Source organism: Nocardioides terrae (genome assembly GCF_900112345.1).
GTDB lineage: Bacteria > Actinomycetota > Actinomycetes > Propionibacteriales > Nocardioidaceae > Nocardioides > Nocardioides terrae.
Map to the genome: position 1 here is coordinate 75761 of NZ_FOLB01000013.1, position 19460 is coordinate 95220.

The 19460-nt window shown below is 73.0% G+C and carries 24 protein-coding genes and 1 riboswitch; of the genes, 9 read left to right on the forward strand and 15 right to left on the reverse strand.

Features of this window, described 5'->3' with window-relative positions; translation table 11 throughout:
- Positions 1-54: 54 nt before the first annotated feature.
- Positions 55-507 carry a winged helix-turn-helix transcriptional regulator gene (locus BM236_RS16155; protein WP_091125897.1) on the reverse strand — a complete coding sequence of 151 codons (453 nt, stop codon included), beginning with the start codon at positions 505-507 and terminating at the stop codon, positions 55-57.
- A gap of 92 nt (positions 508-599) precedes the next feature.
- On the opposite strand from BM236_RS16155, the gene BM236_RS19070 reads away from it, so the two are divergent.
- Positions 600-770: a dihydrofolate reductase family protein gene (locus BM236_RS19070; RefSeq protein WP_175507711.1), complete on the forward strand. Its 171-nt coding sequence runs from the start codon at positions 600-602 to the stop codon at positions 768-770.
- An 11-nt stretch (positions 771-781) separates the two neighbouring features.
- On the forward strand, positions 782-1162 hold the full coding sequence (locus tag BM236_RS16160; protein WP_091125900.1) for a PPOX class F420-dependent oxidoreductase: 381 nt from the start codon (positions 782-784) through the stop codon (positions 1160-1162).
- Between the two features lie 61 nt (positions 1163-1223).
- On the opposite strand, the gene BM236_RS16165 is transcribed toward BM236_RS16160, so the two are convergent.
- Genes BM236_RS16165 through BM236_RS16195 form a run of 8 tightly spaced genes read right to left on the reverse strand, consistent with a single transcriptional unit; the run spans position 1224 to position 7473 of the window.
- Entirely contained in the window at positions 1224-2294 is a 1071-nt protein-coding gene (locus BM236_RS16165; RefSeq protein ID WP_091125901.1) for an alpha/beta hydrolase family protein, read from the reverse strand.
- A 31-nt stretch (positions 2295-2325) separates the two neighbouring features.
- Entirely contained in the window at positions 2326-3459 is a 1134-nt protein-coding gene (locus tag BM236_RS16170) for an XdhC family protein (RefSeq protein WP_091125904.1), read from the reverse strand.
- On the reverse strand, positions 3452-4561 hold the full coding sequence (locus BM236_RS16175) for a vWA domain-containing protein (protein ID WP_091125906.1): 1110 nt from the start codon (positions 4559-4561) through the stop codon (positions 3452-3454). The genes BM236_RS16170 and BM236_RS16175 overlap by 8 nt, the downstream gene beginning before the upstream one ends.
- Positions 4558-5442, reverse strand: a complete 885-nt coding sequence (locus BM236_RS16180) for an AAA family ATPase (RefSeq protein ID WP_091125908.1) — start codon at positions 5440-5442, stop codon at positions 4558-4560. Before BM236_RS16180 ends, BM236_RS16175 begins: the two co-directional genes overlap by 4 nt.
- Before the next feature lie 45 nt (positions 5443-5487).
- A complete protein-coding gene (locus tag BM236_RS19075) occupies positions 5488-5646 on the reverse strand; it encodes a hypothetical protein (protein WP_175507712.1) in 159 nt (52 codons plus the stop codon).
- A gap of 42 nt (positions 5647-5688) precedes the next feature.
- Positions 5689-6306, reverse strand: coding sequence for a nucleotidyltransferase family protein (locus tag BM236_RS16185; protein ID WP_091125910.1), 618 nt, complete (start codon positions 6304-6306; stop codon positions 5689-5691).
- Positions 6303-6944, reverse strand: a complete 642-nt coding sequence (locus BM236_RS16190) for a hypothetical protein (protein ID WP_091125912.1) — start codon at positions 6942-6944, stop codon at positions 6303-6305. Before BM236_RS16190 ends, BM236_RS16185 begins: the two co-directional genes overlap by 4 nt.
- A 28-nt stretch (positions 6945-6972) precedes the next feature.
- Positions 6973-7473, reverse strand: a complete 501-nt coding sequence (locus BM236_RS16195; protein WP_245750378.1) for an RNA polymerase sigma factor — start codon at positions 7471-7473, stop codon at positions 6973-6975.
- Between the two features lie 65 nt (positions 7474-7538).
- Here BM236_RS16195 and BM236_RS16200 point away from each other — a divergent pair, with 65 nt between their 5' ends.
- Together BM236_RS16200 and BM236_RS16205 are read left to right on the forward strand one after the other, a co-directional pair.
- Positions 7539-8102, forward strand: a complete 564-nt coding sequence (locus BM236_RS16200) for an RNA polymerase sigma factor (RefSeq protein WP_091125916.1) — start codon at positions 7539-7541, stop codon at positions 8100-8102.
- Complete coding sequence (locus tag BM236_RS16205; protein WP_091125919.1) at positions 8099-8698, forward strand: hypothetical protein; 600 nt, start codon at positions 8099-8101, stop codon at positions 8696-8698. The genes BM236_RS16200 and BM236_RS16205 overlap by 4 nt, the downstream gene beginning before the upstream one ends.
- A 110-nt stretch (positions 8699-8808) precedes the next feature.
- Here the strand turns inward: BM236_RS16205 and groL are convergent, their stop codons facing one another.
- Positions 8809-10434: a chaperonin GroEL gene (gene groL / locus BM236_RS16210; protein ID WP_091125922.1), complete on the reverse strand. Its 1626-nt coding sequence runs from the start codon at positions 10432-10434 to the stop codon at positions 8809-8811.
- A 202-nt stretch (positions 10435-10636) separates the two neighbouring features.
- Entirely contained in the window at positions 10637-11494 is an 858-nt protein-coding gene (locus BM236_RS16215) for an ATP-grasp domain-containing protein (protein ID WP_091125924.1), read from the reverse strand.
- 99 nt (positions 11495-11593) lie between these two features.
- Between BM236_RS16215 and BM236_RS16220 the strand changes: the two genes are divergently transcribed.
- The 5 genes from BM236_RS16220 to BM236_RS16240 all read left to right on the forward strand — a co-directional run bounded on the left by BM236_RS16220 (position 11594) and on the right by BM236_RS16240 (position 15432).
- On the forward strand, positions 11594-12187 hold the full coding sequence (locus BM236_RS16220) for an ArsR/SmtB family transcription factor (protein ID WP_091125927.1): 594 nt from the start codon (positions 11594-11596) through the stop codon (positions 12185-12187).
- Positions 12184-13470, forward strand: coding sequence for an MFS transporter (locus BM236_RS16225; RefSeq protein ID WP_091125930.1), 1287 nt, complete (start codon positions 12184-12186; stop codon positions 13468-13470). Before BM236_RS16220 ends, BM236_RS16225 begins: the two co-directional genes overlap by 4 nt.
- Before the next feature lie 30 nt (positions 13471-13500).
- Positions 13501-13863, forward strand: coding sequence for a YciI family protein (locus tag BM236_RS16230; RefSeq protein ID WP_091125931.1), 363 nt, complete (start codon positions 13501-13503; stop codon positions 13861-13863).
- A 1-nt stretch (position 13864) separates the two neighbouring features.
- A complete protein-coding gene (locus BM236_RS16235; RefSeq protein ID WP_091125934.1) occupies positions 13865-14215 on the forward strand; it encodes a YciI family protein in 351 nt (116 codons plus the stop codon).
- A gap of 164 nt (positions 14216-14379) precedes the next feature.
- Entirely contained in the window at positions 14380-15432 is a 1053-nt protein-coding gene (locus BM236_RS16240) for an RNA polymerase sigma factor (protein WP_245750379.1), read from the forward strand.
- On the opposite strand, the gene BM236_RS16245 is transcribed toward BM236_RS16240, so the two are convergent.
- From BM236_RS16245 to otsB, 4 genes are all read right to left on the reverse strand, one after another.
- Complete coding sequence (locus BM236_RS16245; protein WP_217645378.1) at positions 15416-15943, reverse strand: GNAT family N-acetyltransferase; 528 nt, start codon at positions 15941-15943, stop codon at positions 15416-15418. The genes BM236_RS16240 and BM236_RS16245 overlap by 17 nt on opposite strands.
- Positions 15944-15954: 11 nt before the next feature.
- Positions 15955-16956: a LacI family DNA-binding transcriptional regulator gene (locus tag BM236_RS16250; RefSeq protein WP_091125940.1), complete on the reverse strand. Its 1002-nt coding sequence runs from the start codon at positions 16954-16956 to the stop codon at positions 15955-15957.
- 69 nt (positions 16957-17025) lie between these two features.
- Positions 17026-18291 (reverse strand): threonine synthase, encoded by a 1266-nt coding sequence (thrC, locus tag BM236_RS16255; protein WP_091125943.1) that lies wholly within the window; start codon positions 18289-18291, stop codon positions 17026-17028.
- 9 nt (positions 18292-18300) lie between these two features.
- Positions 18301-18517, reverse strand: a riboswitch (SAM riboswitch).
- A gap of 90 nt (positions 18518-18607) precedes the next feature.
- On the reverse strand, positions 18608-19441 hold the full coding sequence (gene otsB, locus BM236_RS16260; protein WP_091125945.1) for a trehalose-phosphatase: 834 nt from the start codon (positions 19439-19441) through the stop codon (positions 18608-18610).
- Between the last annotated feature and the right edge of the window lie 19 nt (positions 19442-19460).

Genomic DNA, 19460 nt, shown 5'->3' on the forward strand with positions numbered 1-19460 from the left:
CGTGAGCGCCGTCACCAGACCGCCTCGTCCCGGCCCTCGAGCCGAGTCGGCAAGTCAGGCGGCGGCGCCGGGGCCCGGAAGCACGTCGACGTCGTCGGCGTGCATCGGCTCACCGCAGCTCTCGCACCGCAGGTCGACCCGCGCGACCTCGCCGCAGGCGTGGTGGCGGTAGAGCACCGGCGGACCGGCCTCGCCGGCGAGCCAGGCGTCGCCCCAGCGCACCATCACCATGAGCACGTCGACGAGCTCGGCGCCCTTCGGGGTGAGGTGGTACTCGTGGCGCGGCCTGCTGTCATAGGGCCGGCGCTCAAGGACGCCCTGCTCGACGAGGTGGTGGAGCCGCTCGGTGAGCACCTTGCGGGAGATGCCGAGGTCGGCCTGGATCTGGTCGAAGCGGCTGATCCCTACCCAGACGTCCCGCAGGATCAGCGGCGTCCACGGCTCGCCGACCACGTCCAACGTGCGCGCGATCGAGCACGCGATCTCCCCGAACTGCGTCCGCTGCATGGCACGAACCCTAGCACTCGGGGTTCCCTCAGGGAACTATCGGTGCTAACGTCCGGGAGCACCGGGTCTCTTCAAGGAACTCAGGAGTCATCATGAGCACGTTCTTCAGCGCACTGGCCACCTCGGCCGACGGCTACATCACCGGGCGCACGACCTACGACGACTGCGAGGGCTTCGGCGGCGGCAGCCCGCACCCGACCGCCCCGATGGTGGTCGTGTCCGGTGCGGGGGTCACCCACCTGCACTACCGGGTCGAGAAGTGAGGAGCGGAACGATGCTGCAGCCCGACGTACGCGCACTGCTCGACGGCACGCCCGTCGCCCATCTGGCCACGCTCCTCCCGGACGGGTCGCCGCACTCGGTCCCGCTGTGGATCGCCACCCGCGGCGACCAGGTCGCCTTCCTGACCGGCCCCGCCTCGCGCAAGGCGCGCAACCTGCGGCGCGATCCCCGGGTGGCGATCTCGCTCACGCCGGCCGACGCACCGTTCCCGCCTGCTCTCATCCGCGGCCGGGTGGTTCGGTGGATCGACGGCGACGAGGGCTGGGCGATCGTCGACGAGATCTCGCAGAAGTACACCGGCGGGCCCTACGGACGCGACCAGGAGCGCGTCATCGGGCTGATCGAGGTCGAGCACCAGCACGTCGGCCTCTGACGACCGGCACATCGTGTGGGCCGTGCGCACCTGGTGCGCATCGGGCCACACGAACCGGCGGTCAGGCCGGCCCGAGGTTGCGGGCGAGGAAGCGGACGGTACGCCGCATGGCGAGGTCCCACTGCGGGCCGAACTCGTGCTCCTCGCCGTCGTAGACCCGCAGCCTGCTGTCGGCCCCGGCCGCGGTGAGCGCCCGCTGGGTGGCGCGGGCCCACGGCAGCGGGCAGGAGTCGTCGCTGGTGCCGTGGTGCAGCAGGACCGGCTCGGTGACGCGGTCGAAGTACGTGCGCGGCGAGAGGCCGGCGTAGAACTCCGGCGCCTCGTCGGGCGAGCCGTACCGGTCGAACATCCGCTGCGCGACGTCAGGCCGCTCCGGGACCGTCCAGCGGTTCAGGTTGTCGAGGAACTCCGAGCTCACGCTGGAGAACAGCACGGCGGCATCGACAAGCCCGGGCTGGGCGACGAGGACGTCGAGGATCACACCGCCGCCCATCGACCGGCCGAGCAGGGCGGTGCGGTCGGGGTCGACGTAGGGCAGCCGCTTCATGGCGAGGGCGGCGTTGATCGTGTCGCGGGTGTAGCCCAGCCGGGTCTCGTCCTCGCCGCTGCCCGACGAGCCGGCGTGACCGCGGTAGTCGGTGTGGAGCACGACGTAGCCGTCGCGTGCCATCCTGTCCTGCTCACGACGCAGCCCCTGCCCGGTGACGTAGATCGAGGGGTCGATGTGACCGTGTGCGAACACGAGGCCGGGGAACGGTCCCTTCCCTCGCGGTCGGAGCAACACGCCGGTGATCGTCGCGTCGCCGCTGGGATAGCTGATCTCCCACCGGCGGTAGGCGTCGGTGCTGCCCGTCTCCCGGAGGGTCGTGACGCGGCCGCCGGTGAACCGCTTCCGCATCAGGGCCGGGAGCGAGACCGGACTCGTGACGGCCGGAAGCGCCTCGTCGGACTGGCCGGTCGAGTCGGTCGAGCCGTTGGGCGCGGACGCGTCGGGCGATTCGGTCCGGTTCCCCTCGCCGGTGGACGGGCTGGCGCTCGGGGCTCGACCGGCGGACGGCTCGTCCGAGCCACTCGTGCAGGCCAGCAGGGGCAGGGCGAGCAACCCTGCGACCGTGGCCCGCAGCAGCCTCATGGCAAGAGCACGTCGCCGACGATGCCGCGGTTCACGGCAGGGCGTGCTCGCCGTGGATCCGACCGCCCGTCTCGGCCAGGCGGTTGCCCGACCCACCCCACCGGCCGGCGATGATCTCGGCCGCGATCGAGATCGCGGTCTCCTCCGGCGTACGCGCACCGAGGTCGAGGCCGATCGGGCTGGACAGGCGGGCGATCTCCTCGGGGCCGAGTCCGGCCTCCTTGAGCCGCTGCTCGCGGTCCTCGTGCGTGCGGCGCGACCCCATCGCTCCGATGTAGGCGACCTCCCGGAGCCGCAGCGCCACCTCGAGCAGGGGGACGTCGAACTTCGGGTCGTGGGTGAGCACGGTGACGACGGTCCGGGCGTCGATCCGGCCGGCCTCCACCTCCGCCGCGAGGTAACGGTGCGGCCAGTCGACGATCACCTCGTCGGCCTCCGGGAAGCGGCTGTGCGTGGCGAAGACGGGCCGGGCGTCGCAGACCGTCACGTGGTAGCCGAGGAACGCGCCGACCCGGGCGACGGCCGCCGCGAAGTCGATCGCGCCGAAGACGAGCATCCGCGGCTTGGGCGCGAACGCCCACACGAAGACCCGCATCCCCTCACCGCGCCGCTCGCCGTCCGGCCCGTAGGTCAGGGTGGCGTTGTGGCCCTGGGCCAGCAGCCCGAGCGCGTCGTCGTGGACGGCGTCGTCCATGCGTGCCGAGCCGAGTGACGCGTCGGCCGGCTGGTCGGGCCGGATGACGAGGCGCCGGCCGAGCACTGCGGGATCGGGGTGCTCGATGACGGTGGCGAGGGCGATCGGCCGTCGGGCGCGTACGTCGGCCGCGATCTCGCCCAGCTCGGGGAAGGTGTCGCGGTCGACCTTCTCGACGTAGACGTCGAGGATGCCGCCGCAGGTCAGCCCGACCGCGAAGGCGTCGTCGTCGGAGACGCCGTAGCGCTGCAGCACGGGCTCCCCGGAGCCGACGACCTCTTGCGCGAGGTCGTAGACGGCGCCCTCCACGCAGCCGCCGGACACCGAGCCGACGGCGGTGTCGTCGGGGCCGACGACCATCGAGGCGCCCGGCGGTCGCGGCGCGCTCCGGAAGGTGGCCACCACGGTGCCGACGCCGACGCTCTCACCGGACTCCCACCACCGCATCAGCTCGTCGAGGACGTCACGCATCGGCGATCACCTCCATCAGGGTCGCGTAGGTCGCGAGGGAATGACCCGCGACGAAGTCGTCCACGTAGGGCAGCACCGCCTGCACCCCGGCCTGCAGCGGCTCGTAGCCGTCCTTGCCGCGGTGCGGGTTCACCCAGATGAGCCGGTGCGCGACCCTGCCGAGCTGCCGGGACTGCTCGGCGAGCAGCGACACGTCCCCTCGTTCCCACCCGTCGCTGAAGACGACGACCACCGCGCCGCGCGCCATCCCGCGCCGGCCCCAGCGCTCGAGGAAAACCTTGAGCGTCTCGCCGAGGCGCGTCCCGCCCGACCAGTCCGGGACGGTGTCGCCGGCCGCGACCAGGGCACGCTCCCCGTCGCGCAGCTGTAGCGCCCGGGTGAGGTGGGTCAGCCGGGTGCCGACGGTGAAGGTCTCGACGGTGCCGGGCAGCGCGTGGCTGATGCGGTGGGCCAGGCGCAGCAGCGTGTCGGCGTACCCGCTCATCGACCCGGAGACGTCGACGAGGAGCACGACGCGGCGCGGCCGGGTGGCGCGTCGGCGCCAGGCGATCTCGGCGGGCTCGCCCATCCGGCGCAGGCTGGTCCGCAGCGTCCGCTGGGCGTCGACCCGGCCGCGGTGCCAGGCCCGGTTGCGGGCGGTGCGGCGCAGTGGCGCGCGCGGCGCGAGGGTGGCGAGCAGCGCCGTGAGCCGCTGCTTCTCACCGGCGCTGAGCCGGGCGACGTCGCGGTGTCGGAGCACCTCGACGTCGCTGGCCATCGCTCGGGTCACGTCGTCGGTCTCCTCCGCCGCACCGGCCGCGTCGGAGAGCGGGAGGTCGCCGTACGACGGCACGCTGACCGGGGCCGGCCGTGGCATCGGGAGGCCGTCGCGGGAGCCGAAGTAGGCCTCGAAGACCTGGTCGTAGCGGGCCAGGTCGTCCGGGCCCGCGCACAGCGTGGCGCGGCCGGCGGTGAAGGTCGACCGGCGGTCGTCGAGCCCGACGAGCGAGACGGCCTGCAGGTAGGTCTGGGAGCGGTCCGAGGTGACGTTGACCCCCGCTCCGCGCAGGGCGTGGGTGAAGCCGAGCAGGATCCGGTCGCCGTCGGTCCGCAGGTCGCTCATGACAGCAGCCGGTCGAGCGCGGCCCGCACCCGGTCGGCGTCCTCGCGGTACTTCACCAGCGCGCCGAGCGTGGCGCTGGCGGTCGCGAGGTCGACCTGGTCGCTGCCGAGGTAGGAGAGCGCGCGCGCCCAGTCGAGCGTCTCGGCGACGCCGGGCGGCTTGAGCAGGCCGGCGTCGGTACGCACGGCCTGCACGATCGTGACCACCTGCCGCGCCAGTGCCTCGGCCACCTCGGGCGCGCGGCTGCGGACGATCTCGACCTCGCGGGCCAGGCCGGGGTGGTCGATCCAGTGGTAGAGGCAGCGACGCTTCAGGGCGTCGTGCAGCTCGCGGGTCCGGTTGGAGGTGAGGACGACGACCGGCGGCGTGGCCGCCGCCACGGTGCCGAGCTCCGGGATCGAGACCTGGTAGGTCGAGAGGACCTCCAGCAGGAACGCCTCGAACTCGTCGTCGGCCCGGTCGACCTCGTCGACGAGGAGGACCGCCGGGCTCTGCTGAAGCGCCGCGAGGACGGGTCGGGCGAGCAGGAAGCGCTGGTCGTAGAGGCTCTTCTCCGCCTCCTCGACGCTCTGCCGGTCCTGCGGCCCGGCCCCGGCCGCCTCGAGCGCGCGCAGGTGCAGGATCTGCCGAGGGAAGTCCCAGTCGTAGAGCGCCTGGGTCGCGTCGATCCCCTCGTAGCACTGCAGCCGGATCAGCGGCAGCTCGAGCGCCTCGGCGATCGCCTCGGCCAGCGCCGTCTTGCCGGTCCCCGGCTCGCCCTCGAGCAGGAGCGGGCGCTCCATGCGGAGGGCCAGGTAAGTGACCGTGGCCAGCGCCTCGTCGCACAGGTAGCCGGTCGTGCCGAGTCGGGCGGTCAGCTCCTGTGCGGAGAGGGTCTCCATGTGACCCAGGCTACCCACGCGGGTGTTGGTCCCGGCGAGGGAGCGTCAGTCCGGAACGGAGGCCGGTCCGGCGTCCGGGTCCTCGCTCTCGGCGCCGGTGTCCCCGGCGGCGGCGCCGGAGGGCTGCGACGCGGGGCCCGCGTCCTGGTCGTCGGCCTCGTCTTCGGCCTGCTGCTCGTTCTGCGTCGGCTCGCTCTCGGTCATGGCGACCGGTGCCCGGTCCGGCTCACGATCACGCGCGAGCCGTCACGCGCGGGTGTCGACGTCGCGGCCGGTCGCCAGGTCACCGGACTCGACGCCGACCGTGTCGTGCGACCGGAGGTAGTCCCGCGCCCCCTGGTCGCCCGTCGCGGTCCCGACGATCCGCGCCCAGTGGTCGCGCCCGAGCAGCACGGGATGGCCGGGCACGCCGTCGTACGCCGCCCGGGCGAGCGCGCGCCGGCCGCCGGTTCCGGCCGCGGCCAGCAGCCGGCGGACGACCTGCGGGCCGACGTCAGGCAGGTCGACGAGGTGGACGACGGCCAGGTCGATGCCTGGGACCGCGTCGAGCGAGCCGAGTCCGGCGCGCAGCGAGGCGCTCATCCCCGCGGCCCAGTCCTCGGCGACCACCACGTCGACCCTGCGCACCTGACCTTGCGGACCGCCGACCGGCGTGTCGGCGGAAGGAAGGTCAGGTGTGCGGAGGAGCGCGAGGGCGGGGTCGACGGCAGCGCCGAGCACCACGGTGACGCTGTCGCAGCCGCCGTCGAGCAGGGTGCGTACGCCGCGGGGCAGCCACGGGCCGTCGTCATCGGAGACCAGGGCCTTCGGCGTCCCCATCCGGCTGCCCGCGCCGGCGGCGAGGAGCAGGCCGTGGGCGGTCACTGCGGGAAGGCCTGCTGGTAGAGCTGCTGGAGCTGGCCCGACACCGGCCCGCTCATCCCGCAGCCGAGGACCTTGCCGTCGGCCGCGGCCACGAGGTAGTCCTGACCCGGGACGAACTCGGGGTCGCCCTCGGGCGCGCCACCCGTGTCCGGGGCGACGGCGCCCTTCACGGCGACCTCGTCGGCGACCTCGCCCTTGAAGACCGTCTTGGTCCGGATCGTCACGACGCCGTCGGTCACGCCCTCGACCGTCCCGGAGAACGCGATCGGCTGACCGGCGAGCAGCTCGGGGGTGGGCATGATGCAGCGGCCGGCGCCCGCGGCGCCGACGGTGAGCTCGCTCGTCCCGGTCTCGGCGGGCGAGCTGCTCTGCGCCGGGTCCGCCAGCAGTCCGCCGTCGTTGTCGCCGTCGCCGGTCTGCGTCAGCCACAGCGCGGCGCCGGCTGCGAGGACGACCACGGCTGCGGCCGCGACGAGCCAGGTCAGCGGGCTGCGCCGCCGGGTCCCGGTCTCGCGCAGGTCGGCGTCGACGACGCGCTGCAGCAGCCGGTCGACCTCGACGGGGTCGGCCGGCGACAGCCCCGCCGCCGGGTCGGCCGCCCGGAGCCGGGCGCGGAGGTCGTCGTCAGAGGGGCTCATCGCATCATCCATCGATCGAGGAAGCAGGTCACGCCAGTTCATGTCCGGCAGGGTCGCCGGTCTTTCGGGCGAGCTGTTCCCGGAGCCGCTGGCGTGCGCGGGTGAGCCGGATGCTGACGGCGTTGGGAGTGAGCCCGGTGACGGTCGCGATCTCGGCGGGCGTCAGCTGCTCCCACGCCCAGAGCCTGACCAGCTCGCGCTCGGTGTCGCCGAGCCCTTCGAGCGCCTCGTGCAGCTCGAGCATCTCGGGCGCCTCGGCGGCCGCCGGCTCGACCGTGAGGCGGGCGGCCAGCCGCGCCCGCCGGCGTACGCCCCGCTCGGCGTTGGCCAGGCAGTTGCGCGCCACACCGTAGAGCCATGGCAGCGCGTCGGCCGGTACGTCGTCGAAGCGCCGCCAGGCCACGAGCAGCGTGTCGCCCAGGACGTCGGCGGCGGTCTCGGGGTCGGTGCGCCGCGCGAGGTAGCGCCGCAGCGGCTCCAGGCACTCGCGGGCGAGCGCGTCGAAGCGCTCGGACCTGCTGGTCTCCACGTCTCCAGCCTCCTCTCGACCCGCGGTGTCTGTAACGTCCACCATGCTCGTTCCCAAGAGGAGGCATGACCACACCATCCCTCCCGGAGGTCGGCCGGATCGCGGAGGACCCGGACGCGTTCGAGGAGTTCTACCGGGCGCACCTCGGCATGGTGCGCGGCTTCGTCGCGCGCCGGGTCGCCGACCCGCACCTGGCGGCGGACCTGATCGCCGAGGTCTTCCTGGCGGCGATCGACAGCGCCCGCGGCTTCCGGCCCGAGCGGGGCTCCCCCGCCGGCTGGCTCACCGGGATCGCCCGCAACGTCGTCGCGGCGGAGTTCCGGCGCCAGGCGCGTGACCGGGAGACGACCCGGCGCCTCTCTGGCCGCCGCCACCTCGACGCCGACTCGCTCACCCGGCTGGAGGAGCGCATCGACGCCGAGCGCGAGACCCGCCGGCTCTACGACGCCCTGGCGTCCCTGCCCCGCCGCGACCGCGCCCTGATGGAGCTGGTCGCCGTCGACGGGCTGTCGGTGACCGAGGCCGCCGCCGTGGTGGGGGTGAAGCCGGGCACCGCGCGGGTCCGGCTGCACCGCAGCCGCGCCCGGGTCCAGTCACATCTGCTCCCGATCCAGGAGGTCCCCTCATGACACTCGACACCTTCGAGCAGTCCCTGCTCACCGAGCTCCGTGCCCATGTCGCGTCCCGCGCTCCCGCCCCGGCGCATGGCCGGCGCCGCTGGGCGTGGGGCGCGTTGCCGGTCGGCGCAGCAGCCGCGGTCACGGTGGCGCTCACCCTCGGCGGTCCGTCGGCGGCGTACGCCGTGGACGAGGCCGGCAACGGCGACGTGGTCGTCACCATCCACCGGCTCGATGACGCTGCGGGGCTCGAGCGGGCCCTGCGTGCCGAGGGCATCGACGCCGACGTCGACTACTCCGGGAAGACGCCGCCGCCTCCGCCGGACGGTGCCGTCACCCCGCAGGACGGCTCGCCCGGACCCGCGCAGTCGACCGAGTCCGGCAGCTCGAGCCAGGTGGAGGCGGAGAAGCCCGGTGGCCCCGGCGGGCCGGACGGCGGTACCCCTCCGCAGCGCGCCGACATCACCACGTCGATGACGCACGATGCGTTCACCGTGCGCATCGCCCCGTCGACACTGCCCGAGGGCGCCGTCCTGCACATCACGACGAGCGGGTCGCTCGACGCCGGCGTCTCCGGCCTGATGGTCAAGGTCGCGCAGGAGAGCTGACCGAGAACGCGAGCAGGGCCCCCGCCGTTCGGCGGGGGCCCTGTTCTGGTGCGCTTCGGGTTGATGCGGCTTGCGAGCGACTCGGTCTCGAGACGCCGGACAAAGGCGGCTCAGAAGTCCATGCCGCCCATGCCACCGGTCGGGTCGCCCGCGGGGGCGGCCTTCTCCGGCTTGTCGGCCACGACGGCCTCGGTGGTGAGGAACAGCGCGGCGATCGACGCGGCGTTCTGCAGCGCCGAGCGGGTGACCTTGGCCGGGTCGATGATGCCCTCGGCCAGCAGGTCGACGTACTCGCCCGTGGCGGCGTTGAGGCCCCAGCCCGGCTCGAGGCCGGCGACCTTCTCCGCCACGACGCCGCCCTCGAGGCCGGCGTTGATCGCGATCTGCTTGAGCGGGGCCGAGATGGCGACCTTGACGATGTTGGCGCCGGTGGCCTCGTCACCCTCGAGCTCGAGCTTGTCGAACGCCTTCGCGCCGGCCTGGACGAGCGCCACGCCACCGCCGGGGACGATGCCCTCCTCGACGGCCGCCTTCGCGTTGCGGACGGCGTCCTCGATGCGGTGCTTGCGCTCCTTGAGCTCGACCTCGGTGGCCGCGCCGACCTTGATGACGGCCACGCCGCCGGCCAGCTTTGCGAGGCGCTCCTGGAGCTTCTCGCGGTCGTAGTCGGAGTCCGACTTCTCGATCTCGGCCCGGATCTGGTTGACCCGGCCCTCGATCTGGGAGGCCTCGCCGGCACCGTCGACGATGGTGGTCTCGTCCTTGGTGATGACGACCTTGCGGGCCTGGCCGAGCAGCTCGAGGCCGGTGTTCTCCAGCTTGAGGCCGACCTCCTCGGAGATGACCTGGCCGCCGGTCAGGATCGCGATGTCCTGCAGCATGGCCTTGCGACGGTCACCGAAGCCGGGGGCCTTGACGGCGACCGACTTGAAGGTGCCGCGGATCTTGTTGACGACCAGCGTGGACAGGGCCTCGCCGTCGACGTCCTCGGCGATGATGACCAGCGGCTTGCCGGACTGGATGACCTTCTCCAGCAGCGGCAGCAGGTCCTTGACGTTGGAGATCTTCTGGTTGGCGATGAGGACGTAGGCGTCCTCGAAGACCGTCTCCATGCGCTCGGGGTCGGTGACGAAGTAGGCCGAGATGTAGCCCTTGTCGAACCGCATGCCCTCGGTGAGCTCGAGGTCGAGGCCGAACGTGTTCGACTCCTCGACCGTGATCACGCCCTCCTTGCCGACCTTGTCCATCGCCTCGGCGATGATGTCGCCGACGGTGGTGTCAGCGGCGGAGATCGAGGCGGTGGAGGCGATCTCCTCCTTGGTCTCGATGTCCTTGGCGAGGGCGAGCAGCTGCTCCGACACGGCGGAGACGGCGGCCTCGATGCCGCGCTTGAGACCCATCGGGTTGGCACCCGCGGCGACGTTGCGCAGACCCTCGCGGACGAGCGCCTGGGCGAGCACGGTGGCGGTGGTGGTGCCATCACCGGCGACGTCGTCGGTCTTCTTGGCGACCTCCTTGACGAGCTCCGCGCCGATCTTCTCGTAGGGGTCCTCGAGCTCGATCTCCTTGGCGATGGAGACACCGTCGTTGGTGATCGTGGGGGCGCCCCACTTCTTCTCCAGCACGACGTTGCGGCCCTTCGGGCCGAGAGTGACCTTGACGGCGTCGGCGAGGGTGTTCATACCCCGCTCGAGACCCCGACGGGCCTCCTCGTTGAAAGCAATCAGCTTCGGCATTGCCTGGCGATCCTTCACTTGGGAAGTTCGTTGTCCCGGCCCGATGGGTTGCCCGCGACGGCACGATCGCTCCTGCGGTGGCGATCCCTTCACGCCACCCTCGGAGCGACCCAACGTCACCGGTCCGGAGGTGGCACTCTCATGGCGAGAGTGCCAATGCCATGTTTAGCACTCGACCCTGGCGAGTGCAAGGAGACGAGGGCTACGACAGCCGATCGACGACGAGGTCCGCGAAGCGCTCGGCGTTGCCCGGGTCGACGTCGAGGTAGAGGCCCGGCTCGATCAGCTCGAGCTCGGAGACGACCAGCCCGCCGTCGTGCTCGAGCACGTCGACGCGCGCGTAGTCGATCCGGCGCCCGTGCCGCGCGGCCGCGGCCGCGACGGCCGACTCGGCGAGCGCGGTGTGCTCCGGAGTGAGTACGACGGCCCGCGAGCTGCCGCCGTAGAGCTCGTTGACCCGGATGTCGCCGTCGTCGCCTCCGCCAGGCACCTTCAGCACCTGCGAGACGGCCGATCCGCCGAAGACGAAGACGCTCGTTTCCCCGGTCGTCCGGACCGACTCGACCAGGGGCTGGACGATCCAGGGTGCGGCGACCAGGCCTTCGAGCCGCTCGTCGGCCGGCGAGGCGACGACGCAGACCCCGACACCGCCCGCGCCGGTGCGCGGCTTGACCACGACGGTGCCCCAGTGCTCGAGCGCGCGGCCGAGACCGGCTACGAGGGACGCGTCGTCGAGCAGCTCCGTCGGGACCGTCGGGACGCCCGCGACCGAGAGGTCCCGCAGGTAGGCCTTGTCGGCGTTCCAGGCGATCACGTCGGGGCCGTTGAGCAGCCTGTCGCCCACGGTGCGCGTCCAGGCGAGGAACTCGGACGCTCGCCGGTAGTAATCCCAGGTCGACCGCACGGCGACCAGGTCGGCCGCCGACCAGTCGACGGCCGGGTCGTCCCAGCGCGCCCACGCGGCATCGACGCCCCGGTCGGCGAGCGCCGCCAGGAGGGTCGAGCCACCGGGCTCGCCGTCGGGCATGAGCTGGAAGGTCGCGAGCAGGATCCGTGGCACGAGTCAGAACCTAGCGGTGCCGGACCCCATCGCCCCGCCCGGCCAACTCATCGCAAAGAAGCGTTTGCAAACGTTTCTTTGCGGTCGTAGCCTCGACCTATGACCGACAACAACCCGTCAGTGGTGGTCCCCGGACTCGCGGGCCTGCGCGCGCTGTCCCACCCGACCCGGCTGCGCATCCTCAGCCACCTCCGCATCGAGGGCCCCGCGACCGCGACGACGCTGGCGACGCGCTTCGGGCTCAACAGCGGCGCCACCTCCTACCACCTGCGCCAGCTCGCCGAGCACGGCTTCGTGGTCGAGGTCGACCGCGGCAACGCGCGGGAGCGCTGGTGGCAGGCGGCGCACCAGGAGACGCACACCCGCGCCGAGGACGCCCGCACCCAGGAGGAGAAGGACGTCACCGACGCCTACTGGCAGGTGGCCGCGGCGGTCTACACCGAGAACATCCGGGCCGCGATGGACGAGCGGCCGCTGCTTCCCGCTGCCTGGCGCAACGCCAGCACCGCCAGCGACTGGGTCTACACCGTTCCCGCCGGCCGGGCGGGGGAGATCGTGGCGAGGATCAAGGACCTGCTGGCGTCGTACGACGACGAGCCCGGCGACGACTCGGCACCGTTCGCCTTCCAGATCCAGGCGTTCCCCGTTCCCGGGCACGTCGAGCCCGTACTGCCGGAGCCACCGACGCCATGAGGCCGGGCACCGGGGCGCTGGTCGGGTTCCTCACCGCTGACGCCGTCTCCCTCACCGGCACCCGCGTCTCCCAGATCGCCGTTCCGTGGCTGGTGCTGACCACCACGGGGTCGGCGTCACGGACCGGTGTCGTCGCGTTCGCGGAGATGGCGCCGCTGGTCGTCGCGCAGGTCCTCGGCGGACCCTGGATCGACCGAGCCGGCCCGCGCCGCGTCGCGGTCACCTTCGATGTCGCCTCCGGCGTCGCCGTCGGCCTCGTCCCGCTGATGTACGCCACGGGCCGGCTCGGCTTCGGGCTGCTCGTCGGCCTGGTCGCACTGACGGGGCTGCTGCGCGGCCCCTCGGACGTCGCCCACCACGCGATGGTGCCGTCCCTGGTGCGTCATGTCGGGCTGCCCACCGAGCGGGTCACCGGCCTCGTCGGCACCATCGACCGGCTCGGGGCGCTGGTGGGTGCCGCGGTGGCCGGCGGCGTGGTCGCGGCCCTCGGCCCCGCCGACGCCCTGCTGCTGAACTCCGCGTCGTTCGTGCTGTGCGCTCTCGTCCTCGCGGCGTCGACCGGACGGGTCGTCGACAGAGGGACGAGCACCGAGTCGCCCTCCTCGCGGACCGGTGGCCCGTCGGCGTACCTCCGGGAGGTCCGCGGCGGCTGGGACGTGCTGCGCGCCGACCCGATCCTGCTCGGCATCCTCGTGATGGTGGCGGTGACCAACCTGCTGGACCAGGGCTACACCGCGGTGATGCTGCCCGTGTGGGCGCACGACTCGGGCAACGGACCGGGCGCGATCGGGCTGCTCGGCGCCTGCATGGGCGGCGCCGCCCTGGTCGGCTCACTGATCGCGGTCTGGCGAGGCGACCGGCTGCCCCGCTTCCGGACCTACGTGATCGGCTACCTCGTCGCCGGCGCGCCACGCTGGGCCGCCCTGGCGTTCGGGCTCCCGCTCTGGGCGGTGGCGGCGGTCCACGTCGTCGCCGGGTTCGGCGCAGGGTTCATCAACCCCGTGCTGGGCGCCGTCCAGTTCGAGCGGATTCCGGAGGACATGATGGGCCGGGCGAGCGCCATCTCGCTGGCGGCCTCGTGGTCCCTCATGCCGCTGGGCGGGCTGCTCGCTGGGCTCACCGTCGGCGGCGTCGGCCTGGTCGCCGGCCTGCTGGTCTTCGGGACCTGCTACCTCGTCGCCACCCTCGCCCCGGCGCTGTCGCCGGCCTGGCGCGCGATGGACGACCGAGGATCTGCGGAGCCGGCTGTCGATTCCTCCTCCCCTCGCCCGTCATCTCGGTGACAGACTCACCAAGCACGAGAGGAAACCGCGATGACCACCTATGTCGTCCTGCTCCCCGGTGACGAGAGCACCTGGGAGCGCGCCACGCCTGCGCAGCGTGCGGAGACGTACGAGACCCACGGCCGCTTCGCCGCGATGCTCGCCGAGCGCGGGCACAAGATCACCGGCGGCGAGGAGCTGACGCACACCCGGTCCGCCAAGCAGGTCCGCCGTGACGCGGCCGGCAAGGTGCTCGTCTCCGACGGGCCGTTCGCCGAGACCGTCGAGCAGCTGACCGGGTTCTACGTCGTCGAGAGCGACGACCTCGACGACCTGCTCGAGGTCTGCGGCCTGCTCGCGAACAGCGACGTGCCCATCGAGGTCCGTGCCGCCGTCGACCACGGGGGAGAGTGACATGGAGTTCCTGCTGCTGCTCAGCGCCCCGGACTACTTCGACCGCTGGGCGGCGATGACCCCGGAGCAGACCGAGGACGTGATGGCGGCGTTCCCCTCGTTCGCCAAGGCGGTCGCGGAGCGCGGCCAGATCGTCGCCGGAGACGCGCTGCACCCGCCCGTCACGGCCCGGACCGTGACCGGGCCCGAGCGCGCCGTCACCGAGGGCCCGTTCGCCGAGACCGTCGAGCAGCTCGCCGGCTACTACGTCATCGACGTGGACAGCATCGAGACGGCGACGGAGCTGGCCCGCCTCCTCCCCGACATGCTCACGGTCGAGGTGCGGCCTACCCGCGGGGTGCCGATCCGCTGACCGCGCTCGAGGACCTGCTGCGCGACGAGTGGGGCCGGCTGCTGGCCCTGCTCGTCGCGCAGTACCGCCGCCTCGACCTCGCCGAGGACGGCCTCGCCGACGCCTTCGAGGCGGCGGCCCGCACCTGGCCGCGCGACGGTGCGCCGGCCAACGGAGCCGCCTGGTTGCTGACCGCGGCCCGTCGCCGGATCGTCGACCGGCTCCGCTCCGAGTCCGTCCTGGCCCGGCGGATGCCGCTGCTCGAGGTCGAGGCGTCCCTGACCGAGGAGGCGACCCGCGTGATGGCCGGATCCGGCGAGCTCGTGACCGACGAGCGGCTGCGGCTGGTGCTGCTCTGCGCGCACCCGTCGCTCTCGGCCGAGGCCTCCGCCGCGCTCACCCTCCGGCTGGTGCTCGGCGTCTCCACCGAGGACATCGCGCGACTCTTCCTCCAGACGACGTCGACCATGGCCGCCCGGCTGACCCGGGCGCGCAAGCGGCTCACCGGAGCTCGCTTCGAGGTCCCGGCCGACCCGTCAGCGCTCGCCGCGCGGGTCTCCGCCGTCGCCGACGTCGCCTACCTGGCGTTCACGGCCGGCTACGCCCCCGGCAGCGGCCCGGACGTCGTACGGACGGGGCTCGCTGGCGAGGCGATCCGGCTGGTGCGGGTGCTGCGCTCGCTCCTGCCGCAGCCCGTCATCGAGGTCGACGCGTTGCTCGCGCTCATGCTGCTGCAGCACTCCCGCCGCGACGCGCGGGTCGCGGCCGGCGGGCTGGTGCTCCTCCCCGACCAGGACCGCACCCGCTGGCGCCGCGACGAGATCGCGGAGGCGCTGGGCCTGCTCGAACCGCTCACCCTGGCACCCCCCGCACCCCACCTCCTGCAGGCGCTCATCGCGGCCGAGCACGCCATCGCGCCCTCGGCGGCCGACACCGCATGGCACCGCATCGTCGAGCGGTACGACGAGCTGCTGTCCGTGCTCGACACCCCGGTCGTCCGGCTCAACCGTGCGGTGGCGGTCGCCGAGGCGCTCGGTCCGGAGGCCGGGCTCGCCGCGCTGGCGTCGGTGGCCTCGGCGGGGCACCGGCTGCCGGCCACCCGTGCCGAGCTGCTGGCCCGGGCCGGACGCGTCGACGAGGCGCGCGAGTCCTTCGCCGCGGCGATCGCGCTGTGCGGCAACGCCGCCGAGCGGGCCCACCTCGAGCGACGCCTGACGGAGCTCAACGCAGGTCCTTGACCAGCTTCTCGAAGGCCAGGTCGTCGCGCTGCGGCAGTCCGAACCGCTCGTCGCCGTAGGGGAACGGCGACATCTCGCCGGTGCGCCGGTAGCCGCGCCGCTCGTAGTAGGCGATCAGATCCTCGCGGACGGAGATGACCGTCATCTCCATCGTCGTCGCGCCCCACTCCTCGCGGGCGATCCGCTCGGCCTCGGCCATGACCACCTTGCCGAGCCCGCCGCCCTGCCGACCCGGCCGGACCGCGAACATCCCGAAGTAACCCGCGTCACCGCGGTGCTCGAGCTGGCAGCAGGCGACGAGCACCCCGTCCTGATCGGCGAGCAGCATCCGGCCTCCGGGGCGTTCGACGACCTCGCGTACGCCGTCCGGGTCGGTGCGCTGGCCCTCGAGGATGTCGGCCTCGGTGGTCCAGCCCGCCCGGCTGGAGTCGCCGCGGTAGGCCGACTCGACGAGGGCGACGACGTCGGCCACGTCGTCGACGGTCGCGTCGCGGAAGGTGAGGGTGAGCACGATCGGCAACCCTAGGAGCTGGCCCGCACGACCAGGTGGGTGGGGAGCATGCGCGTCGCCGGCTCCTCGTCGGGCGCGGCCAGGGCCTCCAGCAGGACGTCGACCATCGCCCGTCCCATCGCGTCGGCCGACTGGTGCACGCTCGTCAGGCCCAGCGAGACGGCGAGCGTCGAGTCGTCGAACCCGACGACGGCCACGTCGTCGGGCACGGACCGGCCCGCCTCGCGCAGCACGCTCAGGGCCCCGGCCGCCATCGGGTCGTTGGCGGCGAAGACGCCGTCGAGGTCCGGGTGCCGCTCGAGCAGGGCCCGCATCGCGGTCTCCCCGCTGGCCCGGCTGAAGTCGCCGTGCTCGATGGCCAGCGGCTCGACGCCGGCCTCCTCGAGCGCGGTGAGGTAGCCGGCGAGCCGGTGGTGGCCGGCGGTCATGTCGGCCGGGCCGGCGATGGTCGCCACCTTCCTCCGGCCGCGCTCGAGCAGGTGCGCGACGGCGAGTCGGGCGCCCTCGGCGTTGTCGTTGTCGACGAACCCGACGCCCTCGCCGGGCATCGGACCGCCGCCGAGGACGACCGGGATGCCGCGCGCGCGGATCCGGGTCGGCAGCTTGTCGTCGTCGTGCAGCGAGAGGAGCAGCACGCCGTCGACGTGCTGCAGGGTGAGGTACTCGTCGATGTGGCCGGCCCGCTCGGCCGGCGCGATGAGGAGGACGAGTTGCTTCTCGGCCTCCCCCAGCGCCCCGCCGATGCCCCGCACGACGCCGGCGAAGAACGGCTCGCCGAAGACCCGCTCCTCCGACTCGGCGATGACGAGCGCGACCGCGTCGGTCCGCCGGGTGACCAGTGACCGCGCCGCCTGGTTGGGGACGTAGCCGAGCTCCTCGATCGCCGCCTCGACGGCCTCCCGGGCGCGGGTGGAGACACGGGTCGCGCCGTTGATCACCCGAGACGCCGTGCCGCGGCCCACTCCGGCCCGGGCGGCGACATCCTCGAGCGTCGGACGGCGGGACTGCGACATGCCGCACACAATAGAGGTCGCGCGCGCGTGCGCGGCGACGCCGCACCCGCTCCGGGGAAGCCCGTCGACTCAGGCGAGCCCGGCGGCCTCGAAGGCGTCGTACGACGCCGCGATGGTCGCACGCGGACCGACCTGTCCCGAGACCGCGTCGAGGGTCTTGAGGCCGTGCCCGGTGTTGATGATGACGGTCTCGAGCGAGGTGTCCAGCTGGCCGGTCTCGACGAGCTTCTTGAGCACGGCGGTGGTGGTGCCACCGGCCGTCTCGGTGAAGACGCCCTCGGTCCGGGCCAGCAGGACGATGCCCGCACGGATCTCGTCGTCGGTGACCTGCTCGACGGCGCCGCCGGTCGACCGGGTGATGTCGAGGACGTAGATGCCGTCGGCGGGGTTGCCGATCGCGAGCGACTTGGCGATGGTGTCCGGCTTCACCGGCCGGATCGCGTCGACGCCGGCCTTGTAGGCGGTCGCGACCGGGCCGCAGCCCTCGGCCTGGGCGCCGAAGATCCGGTAGGGCTTCTCCTCGACGAGGCCGAGCTTGACGAGCTCCTGGAACGCCTTGTGGACCTTGGTCAGCTGCGAGCCGGACGCGACGGGGATGACGATCTGGTCGGGCAGCCGCCAGCCGAGCTGCTCGGCGATCTCGTAGCCGAGCGTCTTGGAGCCCTCGGCGTAGAACGGGCGGACGTTGACGTTGACGAACGCCCAGCCCTCCTCCTCGGCGGCGATCTCCTGGGCCAGCTTGTTGACGTCGTCGTAGTTGCCCTCGACGGCGACCAGGCTGTCGGTGAAGATCGCCGAGTTCACCTGCTTGGGCTGCTCGAGGTTGCTCGGGATGAGGACGACGGTGCGGATGCCCGCGCGGGCGCCGGCCGCGGCCACCGCGTTGGCGAGGTTGCCCGTCGAGGGGCAGGCGAAGACCTTCGCGTGGAGCTCGCGCGCCGCGCTCAGCGCACAGGCGACGACACGGTCCTTGAAGGAGTTCGTCGGGTTCGTGCTGTCGTCCTTGACCCACAGCCGGGCGAGGCCGAGCTCGGCGGCGAGGTTCTTGGCCTCGAGCAGCCGGGTGAAGCCCGGCTCGGTGTTGGGGCTCTCCTCGATGTCGGCCGGGACGGGGAGCAGCGCCTTGTAGCGCCAGATGTTGGCGGGGCCGGCCGCGATGTCCTCGCGGGTGATCGCGGGGAAGTCGTAGGCCACCTCGAGCGGCCCGAAGCAGTCCGGACACGCGTACGACGGCCCGAGCTCGACCCTCCCGCCGCACTCACGACACGAGAGTGCGACGGCGTTGCCGAATGCTCCCTCGCGGACGGTCTCCTGCTCGGTCACAACAGCGCTCATGAGTCCTCCTCCTCATCTTCCCCGGGCGCGTCTCTCGCGCCGGGCCGGAATTAGCACCTGCACGTGCCTTCGGCACGAACTCGCTCGCTCGGCGCCCGTCTTCGCGCAAGCGCTCGACGGGGCCTCACTCACTCGTTTCCGCGACCTACCCACGGGGGTGGGAGGAGGCTCGCGGTCGGTTGCCGGGACTTCACAGGGCCGTTCCCTCTGTCCCTCTCGATGAGCAGTCGTCACTCTAGGCCGCGGGCGGGACGGCCGAGCATCGTTGTCCGCATGCTGGGCAGAAATCCCGGCATCCGGACAGCCGGTGTTCGGCTCAGGCGATGTCGGACGCCAGCCGGCGCAGCAGCTCCAGGACCCCGTCCGGGCCGGGGACGACGACGTCGGCGAGTGCCGTCAGCGCGGGCTGCTCCTCCGAGGCCGAGCAGACGAGGAGCGTGGCCAGCCCGTCCTTCGCGTGGGCGCCGACGGTCTCGAACGCGTCGACGTCGCCGAGGTCGTCACCGGCGAAGAGGAACGCCTTCGGGCCGAGCTCGGTGATCAGCCGGTCCACGACGAGGCCCTTGTCCATGCCGGCGGCGCGCACTTCCACGACGTTGCGGCCGGGCTCCACGATGAGGTCGTGCGCCTCGGCCTGCTCGCGCAGGAGGGGCAGCAGCCGCGCGAAGGCGGCCTCGGGCTCCGGCAGCCGCCGGGTGTGCACGGCGACCGCGAGGCCCTTCTCCTCCACCCAGGCGTCGGCCGCGTCGGCCGCCCGCAGCGTCCGGGGGAGCTCGGCCACGAAGGTGGCCAGGCCCTCCGGCGGCGGAGGGCCGGCGACGGTGCGGTCGGACGAGCTCCACCGCTCGTTGCCGTACTGGCCGAACACGTGGAGCTCCCGGCCGGACGCGGCGATGGCGTCACCGAGCGCCTCGAGCCCGCCGAGCTCGACGACCTGCCGGGCCGGGCGGCCGGTGACGATCGCGATCGCGAGCACCTTGGGCGCGAGCGCGGAGAGGACCTCGCCGGCGTCGGGGTGGATGTGGGCCTGGGTCGGGTCGTCGACGATCGGCGAGAGGGTGCCGTCGAAGTCACAGGCCACGATCAGACCCGAGGCCACGGCCACCAGGGCGTCGTACCTCTGCTCCGCGTCGGGCGAGGCGAAGTCCATGGCACCAGCCAACCATGTC